Here is a 14306-nt window from a genome sequence, read left to right on the forward strand (position 1 = left end):
TTTCGGCCATCAGGCCACTGTCTTTTGCGAGCCCCTGAGGCGCTCCGTAGCCTGTCTGTCTATGGCCAGGCCGGTTTCGGTTTCCACGAGCGCGACGCCGTAGAGCTCACGGGCGGCATCGGGCGAGACATAGCCCTCCCGCACATCGGCAAGCACCTTTGCGGCATCGCGCATCCGCGGGTCGCCGTAGCCGCCGCCGCCAGGCGTCTCCAGCTCGAAGACGTCGCCCTCCATCAACGGATAGTCGGCACAACGCGTCGGCAAGCGCTTGGCGTCCGCGTCGTTCGGATTGACGCGGATATCGCCGGTGCGGCCGGGCAGACCGCCGCTGTACCCCTCGGCGGGGATGACGTGCTTGGTCGAGCGGATGGAGAAGCGCGCATCGGCGAGGTTCAGATATTTCCGGCGAATGCCGAGACCGCCGCGGAATTGTCCCGGGCCGCCGGAATCCCGGATCAGTTCGAAAGCGAGCAGTCGCGTCGGGAACTCGCTCTCGATGATCTCGATCGGCGCGATCTTGGCATTGCTCTGGTTGACTGTCGTACCAGAAGCCCCGTCGCCGCTCGCTTTCGCGCCCGCGCCGCCGCCGACGATCTCGTATTGCACATAGCCCTTGCCGGTGTTGGTATTACGTCCGCCGAGAATGATCGAACGGCTGCCGCATCCGTCGGCCCGCGACCGTTCCGGCACGACATGAGCCAGCGCCGCAAAGACGGCGTCGACGATCGCATGCACGGTCGGATTGTAGGTGTTGACTGGGGCGGGATAGCGGGGATTGACCACGCTTCCCAGCCGGGCCGTCAACGAAAAGGCCTTGAGGATGCCACTAGCTATGAAGATCGAAGGGTCGACCATCGAGATCAGCGCATAGGCACAGGCGGCTTGCAGCAGCGGTGGGCGGATGTTGGCCGGCCCGCGCGTCTGGTCGGCCGAGCCGCTGAAGTCGAAATGCAGCGTGTCACCCTTCTTATCAACCTTCACATAGATGCGCACCGGCTTGCCGAGCTCGATGCCGTCGTCGTCCACGAAGCGTTCAGCCTCGAAGAGGCCGTCGCGCCAAGTTTCAACCACGGCCCGCATCCGGCGCTCGGAAATGGCGTCGAGTTCGTCGAAGGCAGCGAGGCATTTCGCCAACCCGAATTTCGCAAACAGCGCGTCGAGACGGCGCTCGCCGAGCCGGGCGGAACCGAGTTGACCGCGGATGTCGCCCAGCACCAGCGTGGGCGTCCGGCTGTTGGCGGCGATGATGCGCTCTACATCCCCCCATGGCTTAAAAGCGCGCTGGTAACGAACGGGCGGCAGTTGCAAGCCCTCATTGAAGACTTCGCGCGCCTGGCCGGAGCAACTACCAGGAACCGGGCCGCCGATATCGCCCTTATGTGCGATGCTGGCGCAGAAGCCGGCAAGCGTACCTTCGAAGAAAACCGGCGTGATGACCGCCATGTCCGGCGCATGAGGACTGCCGCCCTCATAGGGGTCGTTAATCAGGAAGGCATCGCCAGGGGCGATATCATCGCCGAAGGCGCGCAACACCGCCGCCGTGCAGGCTGGGAAGGCACCGATATGGAGCGGTAGCACCACATGCTGCGCCACCACGGCGGCATTGGCGTCGAGCAACGCGCAGGAAGCATCCTGGGATTCGCGGATGATGGTCGAAAAGCCGGTCCTGAATAGTGAATTCTGCATTTCGAGAACGATGCCGCCGAGGCTGGCGCGGATGACCTCGAGTTCGATTGCCGTCGGTTTGGCCGAAAGATCACGCTGCAGCATTGTCTGCTCCCATCACCACGAGGTTCTTGAACTGATCGACATGGACGCTCTGACACGGCATCACGACGGTCGTGCAGTCGAACTGCTCGATTACCGCCGGCCCATCGAAGCGCACGCCGACATCGAGCTTCTCCCGCTGGTAGACGGCGCAACGGATGTCCTCGCCGTCCATCCGAACGAGCCTGTGCCCAAGCAGCGCGTCTTCTACCGTGCCGCCCATCGGCTCATAGCACTTGGCATTCACCGGCGGGACGAGCCCCACCGCCTTGATACGGTAGGAGATGATCTCAACGGATTCGCCCGCCGCGTTGTGGCCGAACATCAGTTCATGCTCGTCATCGAATTTCCTGCGTACCGCCTCCAGCGCTTCGGGACTTGCGACGTCTTCCACTGTGATGGTGAGTTCGTAGCCCTGACCGGCATAGCGCAGGTCGAGGGCGCGCATGAGGCGGATCTGGCCCGCGCCGAAACCTTCCTCCGCCAATTCCGCCAAGGCCTCCGCCTCCATCTCGACAAAGACGCTCTCGACCGCTTCAGGCAAGACCGCGTCGAGCCGGGCAAGCCGCGAGCGAACATAGTCGTGGGCGACGTCCGACATTATGAGGCCCATGGCGGAGAACACGCCGGCATGGAGCGGCACGACCACTCCGGCCATGCCGAGATCACGGGCGATGCGGCAGGCATGCAGCGGGCCTGCGCCACCAAAGGGCAGCAGCATGAAGTCGCGAAGATCATGCCCGCGCATGGTGGAAATGGCCTTGATCGCCTCTTCCATCTTCACATCGATGATCTTGATGATGCCTTCGGCGGCCTCGCGATACTCCATGCCGAGCGGGGCTGCGACGGCAGTGTCGACCGCATGGCGCGCCATCGCCGTATCGAGCCGCATCTGGCCGCCGAGGAAATTGTCCTCCGAGAGGTAGCCGAGCAGGAGGTTGCAGTCGGTGATCGTCGGCTTCGTGCCGCCACGGCGGTAGCATGCCGGGCCGGGCACGGCGCCCGCGCTTTCCGGTCCAACCTGCAGCACGCCGAAGCGGTCGACTTCAGCAAGCGTGCCGCCGCCGGCGCTGACGGTATTGATGTCCATCATCGGCATGGCGATATCCCGGCCCTCGACCTTGCCACGGTTGCTGATAACCGGCGCTCCGCCCTTGATCAGCGCGACGTCACACGACGTGCCGCCCATGTCGAAGGTGACAATATCCTTCCAACCCGTAGCGCGCGCCATCGCAACGCTCGCGGTGACGCCCCCGGCTGGGCCGGAGAGCACGGTTGTTACACCCTTGCGAGCGGTCGTCGCAAAGGTCGCCATGCCGCCGTTGGACTGCATGATGAACTTCTGTGGCGTCTTAACGCCGATGGAGGAGAGCTTGTCGGCCAAGCGGTCGATGTAGCGCGCCAGTATCGGCTGCAGGTAGGCGTTGACGACGGTCGTGCTGAGGCGATGATACTCGCGGATCTGCGGCACGATGTCGGAGGAGAGCGAAACTTCGCAGCTCGGAATTTCCTCGCGGATGATCTCGCGGACACGATGCTCGTGGCGCGGTTCGAGGAAAGAGAACAGCAGGCAGACGGCGATCGACTCGATGCCTTCCCTGCGCAGTTCGCGTAGCGTCCGCCGCAATTGGTCCTCGTCGAGCGCCTCCAGCACGCTGCCGTCGGCGATGACGCGCTCGCGCACCTCACCCGTCGTCGAGGGGTGTACGATCGGCGCAGGGCGTTCATACATCACGTCGAAGATCGCAGGGCCGTGCGGTCGCGCCTGTTCGCCGACCTCGTAGATGCCACGGAAACCCTCGGTGACGAGCAGACCCGTGCGCGCGCCCTTGCCTTCCAGAAGCGCATTGGTGCCGACCGTGGTGCCGTGGCAGAAGTAGCTGATGCCGGACGGTTTCACGCCCTTGCCGAGGAGGAGCTCGATGCCTGAAAGGATCGCCCTGGATGGATCGTCGGGCGTCGAGGGCACCTTCGAAATCGATGTTTCGCCGGTCTCCTCGTCCATGTAGACGAAGTCCGAGAAGGTTCCGCCGGTATCGACGGTTACCCGGTAGGCTCCCATTTTTCTCCTCCTGAATCAAAGACTTGCAGACCGGCAGCGAGGCGGGTCGCGTTTCGTTTGTTCTGGGAGGAAGGTAGTTTGGCCGCAAAAGACTGTCCAAGACCGTTGAAAGCGGCGAGGTATAAGTTTTTTGCTATGGCGTCCCTGCGTTTCCAATTTCGAAACGCCCGACATCAAAGCGTTTGTCTATGATCCTGGCATAGGGCTTCGCGGCCGCACACATATGCTGCACCACTTCGTGCACGAAGGGGGCGAGCGCGACATCGTCGAGCGGCGAGCGCTCTTCGCTGCGCCGGATCATGTAGAGCGTACGGCTGAGAACGGGTTGCTCGACGCGGCGGATCGCAAACAGGCGGCGCTTCACGCCGTCGGCGACGGTGCCGTAGGGCAACAGGCTCGCCCCGCCTTCGGCAATGCGCGAGCGGATCGCCGGCACGGATTGCATATCGGAGCGGATCTTTGGCTCGAGCTCCATCTGCTGGGCGGTGGTGCGGACAAAGGCGACAATGCCTTTCTCTCCGGCGAAGAACAGTTCGTGGGCAAGCGCGTCGGAAAAGGAAATCGGTCCATCTCCGGTGCTGTTTTCAGGAGTGGTGACGAAGAGCAGCTCGTCCTCGATCACCGCTTCGCGTGTCAGTCCGGCGCGGGGCTCGACGTCGTAGGCAAAGGCGAGATCGAGTTCGCCGCGGCGCACAGCGCCTACCAATGCATAGCTCAGTTCCTCCACCAGCTTGACCTGGATCGAGCCGAGGCGCTGGCTCGCCGAAAGAAGGATATCGGCGCCAACGAGCCGCATATGACTGGGCGTCAGGCCGATCAGGAACGGTCGGATGGATGCCTGTCCGGCAAGCCGGACCTCGCTCAGGGCCTGGCCGAGCAGACGCTCGATCTGGTGGAACCGCTCGAAAAGCACCTGGCCGGCCGCTGTCGGGGCGACGCCGCGCGAATGGCGATCAAGGAGCTTCACGCCCACGGCTCTTTCGAGATCGCGGATTTGGAGGCTGATTGCCGTCTGGGCGAGGCCCAGGCGCTGGGCGGCGCCCGACATGCTACCGATCTCGACGACGGTCGCGAAATAGCGAAGCTGCCTCAGATTGATGGTCGTATCATCCATCGGTGTTTCCGCGGCTCATCCTAGAGGGGCGTGTCGGTTACCTTACCGATCAACGTGCCATGGGGCCCCATGCTTTCGGCGAGTTGGGTGACAATCGTATCGAGAAAGACGATCAGCGAATGCTCGTTGATCAAAGGCTTATGGTCTAGCGGCCTGGTGAGATAAAGCGTGCGCTTGATGGCCGGTTCGCAGATCGGACAGGCGGTGACCAGGCCCTGCTGGATCTCATCGGCCATCAGACCGAAAGGCACGACGGTGGTCGCCGCGCCGCGTGCTACCAGCGCCTTGATGGCCGGCATCGATTGGACTTCGAAGGCGACGTTCATGGTGATCCGGAGGCGCCGAGCCTCCTCATGCATCCGCCGCCAGATGATATCGCGCTCGCTGACCAGCGCCAGATTCGTAGCGGCGACTTCGGCGAAAGTAATCGAGGCCCGCCGCGCCTGGCGTTCGCTGCTCGCGACGAAAAGCAGCTCTTCCTCGATCAGCGGCGTCACCATCAAATCCCTGCGACGATCCAGTTCATAGGCGAGCGCGAGGTCGATTTCACCGCGCAGCAGGGCGTCGATCAGAACGAAGCTCAGTTCCTCGATGATCCCGAGCGAAACCCGCGGCAGCTTCGCGGCGGCAACTTTCAGGAGTTTCGTGCCGATCAGCGCCTGGATGCTTGGCGTGATCCCGAGGCGGATTGCTTCCTTCTTGCTGTCGCTAAGAGCCGTAACCTCTCGACGGGCCTCCTCGATCGCGCCGAGGATGTTCTTGGCATGCCGATAGAGCAGTTCGCCTGCTTCGGTGAGGGAAATGCCGCGGGAATGACGTACGAAAAGCCGTACACCCAGCGATTCCTCCAGATGTCGTATCTGTTGACCAAGGGCCGTTTGCGCGACATTCAGACGCTCTGAAGCGCGTGTGATGTTGCCGATCTCGGCAACTTTGACAAAATAGCGCAACTGCTTGACGTTGATGGCTCAGCCCTCGATGAGGCGATTTGTACCTCTGGTCTATAGGGCAACGGCAAAGCGATGTATAGGCGGCGATCGCGGCGGGTGCATGACCGCGAAGAAGGACAGGTCGGCGGCGGCTTGCTGTCAGCAGAGGCGAGCAAACGGAAACTCAGTTTTGCATCGCCATGCGTCGTCTTCAAACGCATGGCGATGCAGGTTTCCTTTACCGTTGCGCCACCGGGCGCACCAGCGGGGTCACGCGGCGGATGGTCACGCGGCGGTTTTGCTCTTCGGGCTCCTGTGTCCGAATCTTCAGGAAGCGCTCACCATAGCCTTGAGTGACCAGGTTTTCCGCCGGGATACTATAGACCTCGGTCAGGAGGACTGCGACGGACTCGGCGCGCTCGTCGGAGAGCACCAGGTTCGAGCGGTCGGAGCCGACAGCGTCCGTGTGCCCTTCGATGAAGAAGGTTTCACCGGGATCCTTGTCGAGGATCTTCCGCATTGCGTCGGCAACCGTACGCAGTGTCTTTGCCTGGGACATCGACACTTCGGCACTAGCCGTCGCGAAGTGGATCGTGTCGAGATCGATGCGCCGGACCTTGTCGCGGAGGCGGGCCGAATTGCGGACCTCATCGATCGTATAGACTCGCTCGACCTGTTCGACTGGCGGCTCGGACAGGAATTCGTAGTAGTCCCGATCCGGTTCTTCCGAGTAATCGACGATGTAGTCGTCGACCGGAACCGTCAGGCGCATCGGCGGCAGCTCGTAACCGACGTCGACGATCGCCGGACGTTCCTCCTGATAGTCTGGTGCGTACATCAGCACATATTCGTTGCCGTCGCGGTCGACGCGCGAGCGCTGCAGGATGTTGCCGTACCGGTCGTAGACCGTGACGATCTGGTAGCCGCCCGGGCGAACGATCGTTTCGCGAACGCGGCCGCGCGACAATTGATCGTAGTAGCTCTCCTCGGAATCGCGGCGCAGCCTCGGCCGATCGTCGCCACGCACGAAGATCTGGTCACCGACGCCGAGGACGACGCGATCGTCGACCCTTTCGACCACCTGCACCGCTGTCACATCGTTGTTCGTCGTGTTGTTGACCGTCGTGTTGTTGATCACCGTGTTATTGATGACCGTGTTGTTGACGATGTTCGTCGTCTCCGGGACGGCGAAGGCAGGCGCCGCTTCGACGCGTTGGCCTTCTTCCTTGATCGCGGCCTCGACCCTCTTCGGCACCGCCTGCCGCACCTCGGCCGGAATCTCCGCCTGGGCTGCGGCGTCGTCGGTCGGCGGCGCTATGTTCTTCTCCTGAGCGCGCAGTTCTTCGCGCTGCTTGCGCCGGGCCTCACGCGCCCGCTCGCCACCGGTATTGTCGGCGTCCTTGTCGCTGTCGAGCACAGCCGCGCCGTTATCGACGGGAAGCACCACGGTTTCGTCGGTCGCTGCAGGATCCTTGGCGATCTTGCGCTTCTCTTCCTTCGTGCGCTTGTCGACGACGATCGGAGCGGGCTTGGCCTGAGGTTCCTCACCCTGTCGCTGTTCAGCCGTTGCGGGTTGTTCGGTTCCCGGAACCGGCTGCTGCTTACCCTCGCCGGTCTGCGGCGTCGGCTGCTCGGCGGAGGGTTGACCGGTTGCGCCTTTCGGTGAGGCACGCTGTTCGAGGGCCTTCTGCTCCTCGGGCTGTTGTCCTTCAGCCTGCTGCTTGCGCTTTTTGGGCACAGGTACCTGCTGTTCCTCGGCCTTCTGAGGGGTGCCTTCCTCTGCGCCAGGCTGCTGTTCCTCAGCCTGCTGCTTGCGTTTCTTCGGCACAGGAGCTTGTTGCTCCTCGGCCTGCCGCGGAGCACCTTCCTCGACACCAGGCTGCTGCCCTTCGGCCTGCTGCTTGCGCTTCTTCGGCACAGGAGCTTGCTGCTCCTCGGCCTGCCGCGGAGTGCCTTCCTCTGCGCCAGGCTGCTGCCCTTCGGCCTGCTGCTTGCGCTTCTTCGGCACAGGAGCTTGCTGCTCCTCGGCCTGCCGCGGAGCGCCTTTCTCGGCACCAGGCTGCTGCCCTTCGGCCTGCTGCTTGCGCTTCTTCGGCACAGGAGCTTGTTGCTCCTCGGCCTGCCGCGGAGCGCCTTCCTCTACGCCGGGCTGCTGTTCTTCGACTTGCTGCTTACGCTTCTTGCGCACAGGTGCTTGCTGCTCCTCAGCCTGCCGTGGAGCGCTTTCCTCTGCGCCGGGCTGCTGTTCTTCGGCTTGCTGTTTGCGCTTCTTGCGAACAGGTGCTTGCAGTTCTTCACTCTGCCGCGGTGCGCTTTCCTCTACGGCGGGCTGCTGCTCTTCGGCCTGCTGTTTACGCTTCTTGCGCACTGGCTCTTCTACCTGGCGCTGCGGCTCTTCGGCCTTTGGCTGCTGCTGTTCTGTCTGCCCTTCTTCGGCAGCACGCTGCTTCTTGCGCTTCTTGAGCAGCAGCAAGTCCTCGGGCGACTGCTGGTCAGCCCCTTCCTGCGCTATCTGGAACGGCGCCTTCAGGCTCTCAGCCAGCGCCGGCTGAATCGCGAATGATACGGCGAATAAGGGCCAGGCCACCGTTGCGAAAAGTTTGGATGGAATCGACATGAACTTTCTTCCTCTTATTCTGACGTCCCCGCGCCAGTTGTGCTTATCGCCCGCACCAAAGCCGGGTCGAGCGGCGCGCCTGTCGCGCGTCCCCAAGGGGGCCATGACCCGCGGCTCCGACTTTTTTGTGTCGGACAAAGGCTAATCCCAACGCCGCAGTTAGCGATCGGTTCCGCTTGCAGGCCGATCTCGTACCTGCAGACAGCAGATCGCTTTGTCCGTTGTATTGATCGAAAAGGCGAAAATGCGGAGCTGCTGGCCAGGCGCGCGAGCGGTTCGGCCCGGCCCATGTTTTCGATCCCCTCGAAGCCGCCAGCGAGCGATCGGCGGCATACAATCCGCTTGATAGGCTCGATCCGGATGGCCTCAATAATACCAAGGACGCCAACACGCTCATGCACTTTTCTATGGCGAACCCGGCACAAGGAGAAGCGCACTGGAACGAAGAGAAAGCCACCGACAGACGCAAGATCTGCGGTCCATTGACGCCAAGGGATCGTTTACCCAGTTCTCTGGCGCGGTGACCTCTGAACGTGATTAGTCGCAATCAGCACGGATCATCGAGAAGTAGTCGTCGCCGCCCACCTGGCCGCCCTTACGGAAACTCTTTGCTCTCCGACCGCCTTCTCCTCGACGCGGCAAAAGTGCGTCGCGGCCATTCGGAGTCGCTCCTAGTGCTACAGGTTTTCGATACTTCGCATGTCGCGCAAAACCGCTTGCGCACCTTTGTGCGACGGGCTTCAGGAGCGCGACGAGTACCGAGAGGCTTTGAATTGTCAGTCGGCCAGAGCGGAAACCTGGCGCAGCCACTCTATGAACAGCCGCCCGCTTTCCTTTCGTGGCCTCCTTGTTGGTACAACCACGAAGTAGGCCGCCCTGGTGCGAATAGATGCATCCGTAACACGAACAAGGCGCGTTTGCTTTATAAGGTCACCGACGAGGCGGTTCCAACCGAGCGCGATACCTTGGCCGTTCAACGCTGCATAAATGGCCTCCGTGTAGAAGCTGCATCGCAGGCCTCGGGCCTTTTTCGGCGCCTTCACGAAAAAGGCCGCGAGCCACTCGTCCCAACCTGTCCATGTCGGGTCGTCCGTGTCGCTCGATATGAGCGGATGACCAACGAGATCATCCACCGTGCGGATTGGGCCGGCCGCGACCAGATAGTCGGCGCTGCAAATCGGGAAAACTTCGTCCTCGAACAAAAGCTCGGCCTGACCGTCCGGCCAGGTACCGGTCCCATAGCGGATCGCCAGATCCACATCGCTTGCTTCGATGCTCGTCCGGGCATCCTGCGTAATGATGCGAAGCTTGATTTCGGGATGGGCGCGAGAAAATGCGGCGATCCTTGGAAGCAGCCAGAAATGCGAAAAGGAGATAGTCGCCGAAATCGCCAGTTCGTCATCGGCGCTCTCCGACCGGAGCTCGGCGACGGTGTCGGCAATGAGGTTGAATGCGTCGCCCGCCGCCGCGGACAGCAGCCTGCCCTTCTCGGTCAGTTCGATCTTGCGGTGGAGCCGCCGAAACAGGGGGAAGCCGAAATCCTCTTCCAACAAATGGATTTGCCGGCTTACGGCAGCCTGGGTCACACCGAGTTCCGTCGCAGCGCGCGTGAAGCTGGACAGGCGGGCCGCCGCTTCAAAGGCCGTCAAGGCAGTGAGTGGCGGAAGTTTCTTCCTCAGGTTCGCCATCTTTGTTCCATTACATTTGGTAATGTCATACGCGCATATTTATGCCGTTGAGTGACCAGAATAGCTGAGCGATCCTGCCTCTGGAACCGTCGACCTTTCGACCGGAACATAAGGTGGAATTATGCTGCAGACATTTGCTTCTCCCATATCGTCGCTCCTTGATGCAAGAGCCGAGGGATACTCCCTTCCCGCCGGTCTTTATACGCGAGAGGACGTCTTCGAGGCGGATCTCGAGGTCTTTTTCCGCCAGCACTGGATCTGCATCGGCCTTGAATGCGATGTGCCTGAGCCGGGTGACGCAACGGTCGTCGATATCGGCAAGACGAGTCTCATCCTCCTTCGCGACGATGACGGCGAGATCCGCGTCATGCACAATGTCTGCCGCCACCGCGGCGCGCGCCTGCTCGATGCCGGAAAGACGATCGTTTCGAAGCTCGTCTGTCCCTACCATACCTGGACCTATGAGCTGACCGGCGAGTTGAGCTATGCCCCCCACATGGGCAAGGGCTTCGACAAGGAATGCCGCAGCCTCAAACCCGTGACGTTCAAGTCGGTCAGTGGTCTCATTTATGTCTGCCTTTCCGACAATGCCCCCGAAGACATCGACCGCCTTGTCGACGTCATGGCCGAACGCCTCGCGCCCTACGACATCCGCAACGCCAAGGTCGCCTACGAATCCGATGTCATCGAACAGGGCAACTGGAAACTCACGATCGAGAACAACCGTGAATGCTACCATTGCTCCGCCAACCACCCCGAGCTCTGCGTCTCCTTCGTCGATCTCGATTTCGGCTTCGACCCGGACGCATTGAGCCCGGAAGATCGAGCCCAGGCCGAGGAGCATTTTTCGCTTTATGAGGAACGGACCAAGCTGTGGGAGGCCGACGGCTACCCGTCCGCGGCGGTCGAGCAACTGGTGGACTGCAGCACAAATTTTCGCACACAGCGGCTGATCATTTCGGGTGCCGGCGAATCCCAGACGCCCGATGCGACCGCCGCATCGGCAAAGCTGCTCGGTACGATGTCGCGCAAGGACCTCGGCGACATGCATCTTTGGGGCCACAACAGCTGGAACCACTTCATGGGCGACCACGCCATCGTTGCGATCGTCATACCTCTTTCGGCGAATAGAACGCTCTTGCGGACGAAGTGGCTCGTGCACAAGGATGCCGTCGAAGGCGTCGACTACGACCTCGAGAAACTGACCAACGTCTGGCTTGCCACGACCGATCAGGACGCCCAGCTCGTCGCCCGGTCGCACGCCGGTGTCGAGGATCCGGCTTACGTGCCGGGTCCCTATTCACCCTTCTCCGAAACCAACCTCGACAAGTTTGCGTCGTGGTACATCGACCGGATGCGCGCCCATGGATACTAAGAGCACTTTTTCTCCGGCAGAGCGTACTGACCTTGGCGATTTGTGGAACCGCAATTCGGACGAGGACCTGGTCTGCGTCGATGTCCACCAGGAAACGCACGATGTGAAGACATTCACCTTCGCGTGCCCAAAGGGCAAGCGCTTCGCGTTCGAAGCCGGTCAATACTTCCTGTTCGACCTTGATGTCGAGGGCGAGCCGGAAAGCCGGTGTTATAGCATCTCGTCCTCCCCGAAGCGCAGCAATGCGTTTTCGGTCACGGTCAAACGCGTAGCCGGCGGCAAAATCTCAAACTGGCTTCACGACAGCCTGACCGCCAACGCCAAGGTCAAGGCAAACGGTCCCCTCGGCCACTTCATTCGGCCGAACGCGAGGAAATATTTGTTTCTTTCCGGCGGTTCGGGGATCACCCCGCTCATGGCGATGGTCCGCGAGATCGCCGATACATGCGAGCCATCCGATGTCGTCTTCATGCACGCAGCGCGAACCCCGAAGGACCTCATCTTCCGCGACGAACTTGCCAACCTGGCCAATCGGGTGAAGGGGCTCCGGCTTCAGTTTCTTCCGGAAGTCGTTTCCGGTGAAGCCAACTGGTCCGGACTGACGGGGCGCATATCGGCAGCCTATCTGAAGCTTGCAGTTCCCGACATTGCCGAACGCGTCGTCATGTGTTGCGGCCCGGCGCCGTTCATGGCGGCAGCGCGCACGATCTCTGCCGAACTGGGCGTTCCCCCGTCAAACTACATCGAGGAGAGCTTTGACGCGGCCGTGATCGATGACGTCGATACCCCTGCCGTCGAGCAACCGGCCACCCGAAGGTTCCAGGTGGAGTTCTCCAAACAGGCCCGCAAGATCGAGGTTGCAGAGGAGCAGACCGTGCTCTCCTGCGCAAAGAAGGCAGGGGTGAAGCTCCCCTCGTCCTGCTCGAACGGCGTCTGCGGCACCTGCAAGTCGAAGCTCGTCTCCGGCTCGGTCGAGATGAAGCACAATGGCGGCATCCGACAGCGAGAGATCGATGCCGGTCTCTTTCTGCCCTGCTGTTCGAAACCGCTGAGCGATCTCGTCATCGATCGCTAGGTCCTGGCAAATGATCCCGGCCCGACCATTGGTCGGGCCGGACCATCTCAGGCCGTCCTGAGCGCGCTGCTCTTCTTCGCCGTCCATCTGGCCGGGATTGAGACAATCAAGGGCTCCATGCCCGGTTCGCGCAGCCGGGCACGCACGCCCTCCATCGCGGCCGGAACGCTGGCATTCCCCTCCTTTGGCCGGGGCCGAGTGCCCGGCGGTTCATTGGTATCGCCGGCCGCTGACGCGGTGGTGCGAGACAGGCATTTTCCGTCTGCAGGCGGGGTTGGCCCCCGGTTCAGTAAAGAACGACCGAGCGGATGCTTTCGCCGGAATGCATCAGCTCGAAGCCCCTGTTGATGTCTTCGAGCGGCATCACGTGGGTGATCATCGGGTCGATCTGGATCTTGCCCTGCATGTACCAGTCGACGATCTTCGGCACGTCGGTGCGGCCGCGGGCGCCGCCAAAGGCGGTGCCCATCCACTGACGGCCGGTGACGAGCTGGAATGGCCGGGTCGAGATCTCCTGGCCGGCGCCGGCGACGCCAATCACGACCGACTTGCCCCAGCCGCGGTGGGCCGATTCCAGCGCCTGGCGCATCACCCTGGTGTTGCCGGTGCAGTCGAAGGTGTAGTCGGCGCCGCCGATCAGGTCGCCATTGCGTTTCGTCATGTTGACGAGATAGGGCACGATGTCGTCGCCGACCTCCTTGGGGTTGACGAAGTGGGTCATGCCGAAGCGTTCGCCCCAGGCCTTCTTGTCGTTGTTGAGATCGACGCCGATGATCATGTCGGCGCCGGCAAGCCTGAGACCCTGGATGACGTTGAGGCCGATGCCGCCGAGACCGAAAACGATCGCGGTCGCGCCGATCTCCACCTTGGCCGTGTTGATGACCGCGCCAATGCCGGTGGTGACGCCGCAGCCGATGTAGCAGATCTTGTCGAAGGGCGCGTCCGGGTTGACCTTGGCGACGGCGATCTCCGGCAGCACCGTGTAGCTGGCGAAGGTCGAGCAGCCCATATAGTGGTGGATCTTGTCCTTGCCGATCGAGAAGCGCGAGGTGCCGTCGGGCATCAGGCCCTGGCCTTGCGTCGCGCGGATCGCCGTGCAGAGATTGGTCTTGCGGCTAAGGCAGGAATAGCACTCGCGGCACTCGGGCGTGTAGAGCGGGATGACGTGATCGCCCTTCTTCACGCTCGTGACGCCCGGGCCGACGTCGACGACGATGCCGGCGCCCTCATGGCCGAGGATCGCCGGGAACAGGCCCTCCGGATCGGCGCCCGACAGGGTGAAGTCGTCGGTGTGGCAGATCCCGGTGGCCTTGACCTCGATCAGCACCTCGCCGGCCCGCGGGCCGTCGAGCTGAACCGTCATGACCTCGAGCGGCTTGCCGGCCTGAACGGCAACGGCGGCGCGTACGTCCATTGTCGGATCCCTTTACATTGTTGGCTTAATCAATTGAGAGGCCGCATTTCGACCAGCCAGCCGTCAAATCGGATAGCTTGGAACGCTTCAGAAAGCCTTCTGCAACTCCGGCAGGGCGTCGAAGAGATCGGCAACGAAGCCGTAGTCGGCGACCTGGAAGATCGGCGCCTCCTCGTCCTTGTTGATCGCGACGATGACCTTGGAGTCCTTCATGCCGGCAAGGTGCTGGATCGCACCGGAGATGCCGCAGGCGATGTAGAGGTCG

At 62.1% G+C, this 14306-nt stretch carries 10 protein-coding genes; 2 read left to right on the forward strand and 8 right to left on the reverse strand.

Going from position 1 to position 14306, the window contains the following annotated elements; genetic code table 11:
• Positions 1-9: 9 nt before the first annotated feature.
• The 6 genes from ACQ5BM_RS09870 to ACQ5BM_RS09895 all read right to left on the reverse strand — a co-directional run bounded on the left by ACQ5BM_RS09870 (position 10) and on the right by ACQ5BM_RS09895 (position 10177).
• Positions 10-1770 carry a hydantoinase B/oxoprolinase family protein gene (locus ACQ5BM_RS09870; RefSeq protein ID WP_429810489.1) on the reverse strand — a complete coding sequence of 587 codons (1761 nt, stop codon included), beginning with the start codon at positions 1768-1770 and terminating at the stop codon, positions 10-12.
• A complete protein-coding gene (locus ACQ5BM_RS09875; protein ID WP_429810491.1) occupies positions 1757-3829 on the reverse strand; it encodes a hydantoinase/oxoprolinase family protein in 2073 nt (690 codons plus the stop codon). The genes ACQ5BM_RS09870 and ACQ5BM_RS09875 overlap by 14 nt, the downstream gene beginning before the upstream one ends.
• A gap of 133 nt (positions 3830-3962) precedes the next feature.
• Positions 3963-4943, reverse strand: coding sequence for a LysR family transcriptional regulator (locus ACQ5BM_RS09880; RefSeq protein WP_429810492.1), 981 nt, complete (start codon positions 4941-4943; stop codon positions 3963-3965).
• Between the two features lie 20 nt (positions 4944-4963).
• The gene (locus ACQ5BM_RS09885; RefSeq protein ID WP_429810494.1) at positions 4964-5893 is read right to left on the reverse strand and encodes a LysR family transcriptional regulator; all 930 of its coding nucleotides are present in this window, start codon (positions 5891-5893) and stop codon (positions 4964-4966) included.
• Positions 5894-6110: 217 nt separating this feature from the next.
• On the reverse strand, positions 6111-8489 hold the full coding sequence (locus tag ACQ5BM_RS09890) for an OmpA family protein (RefSeq protein WP_429810496.1): 2379 nt from the start codon (positions 8487-8489) through the stop codon (positions 6111-6113).
• Between the two features lie 776 nt (positions 8490-9265).
• Positions 9266-10177, reverse strand: coding sequence for a LysR substrate-binding domain-containing protein (locus ACQ5BM_RS09895; protein WP_429810497.1), 912 nt, complete (start codon positions 10175-10177; stop codon positions 9266-9268).
• 121 nt (positions 10178-10298) lie between these two features.
• Here ACQ5BM_RS09895 and ACQ5BM_RS09900 point away from each other — a divergent pair, with 121 nt between their 5' ends.
• Positions 10299-11552, forward strand: a complete 1254-nt coding sequence (locus ACQ5BM_RS09900; RefSeq protein ID WP_429810499.1) for an aromatic ring-hydroxylating oxygenase subunit alpha — start codon at positions 10299-10301, stop codon at positions 11550-11552.
• On the forward strand, positions 11542-12627 hold the full coding sequence (locus ACQ5BM_RS09905) for an FAD-binding oxidoreductase (RefSeq protein WP_429810501.1): 1086 nt from the start codon (positions 11542-11544) through the stop codon (positions 12625-12627). The genes ACQ5BM_RS09900 and ACQ5BM_RS09905 overlap by 11 nt, the downstream gene beginning before the upstream one ends.
• A 286-nt stretch (positions 12628-12913) precedes the next feature.
• Here the strand turns inward: ACQ5BM_RS09905 and ACQ5BM_RS09910 are convergent, their stop codons facing one another.
• Both ACQ5BM_RS09910 and ACQ5BM_RS09915 read right to left on the reverse strand, forming a co-directional pair.
• The gene (locus ACQ5BM_RS09910) at positions 12914-14041 is read right to left on the reverse strand and encodes an S-(hydroxymethyl)glutathione dehydrogenase/class III alcohol dehydrogenase (protein ID WP_429810503.1); all 1128 of its coding nucleotides are present in this window, start codon (positions 14039-14041) and stop codon (positions 12914-12916) included.
• A gap of 87 nt (positions 14042-14128) precedes the next feature.
• A partial coding sequence (locus tag ACQ5BM_RS09915; RefSeq protein ID WP_429810535.1) for an electron transfer flavoprotein subunit alpha/FixB family protein occupies positions 14129-14306 on the reverse strand: 178 nt, incomplete at its 5' end.

It is taken from the genome of Ensifer sp. B1-9 (assembly GCF_050474445.1).
In the GTDB taxonomy this organism is placed as follows: Bacteria; Pseudomonadota; Alphaproteobacteria; order Rhizobiales; family Rhizobiaceae; genus Ensifer.

Excerpts from the sequence above, each read along its gene's own strand:
- ACQ5BM_RS09870 (WP_429810489.1), bottom strand. The coding sequence starts at position 1,770 with ATGCTGCAGCGTGATCTTTCGGCCAAACCGACGGCAATCGAACTCGAG.
- ACQ5BM_RS09875 (WP_429810491.1), bottom strand. The coding sequence starts at position 3,829 with ATGGGAGCCTACCGGGTAACCGTCGATACCGGCGGAACCTTCTCGGAC.
- ACQ5BM_RS09900 (WP_429810499.1), top strand. The coding sequence starts at position 10,299 with ATGCTGCAGACATTTGCTTCTCCCATATCGTCGCTCCTTGATGCAAGA.
- ACQ5BM_RS09895 (WP_429810497.1), bottom strand. The coding sequence starts at position 10,177 with ATGGCGAACCTGAGGAAGAAACTTCCGCCACTCACTGCCTTGACGGCC.
- ACQ5BM_RS09890 (WP_429810496.1), bottom strand. The coding sequence starts at position 8,489 with ATGTCGATTCCATCCAAACTTTTCGCAACGGTGGCCTGGCCCTTATTC.
- ACQ5BM_RS09905 (WP_429810501.1), top strand. The coding sequence starts at position 11,542 with ATGGATACTAAGAGCACTTTTTCTCCGGCAGAGCGTACTGACCTTGGC.
- ACQ5BM_RS09880 (WP_429810492.1), bottom strand. The coding sequence starts at position 4,943 with ATGGATGATACGACCATCAATCTGAGGCAGCTTCGCTATTTCGCGACC.
- ACQ5BM_RS09910 (WP_429810503.1), bottom strand. The coding sequence starts at position 14,041 with ATGGACGTACGCGCCGCCGTTGCCGTTCAGGCCGGCAAGCCGCTCGAG.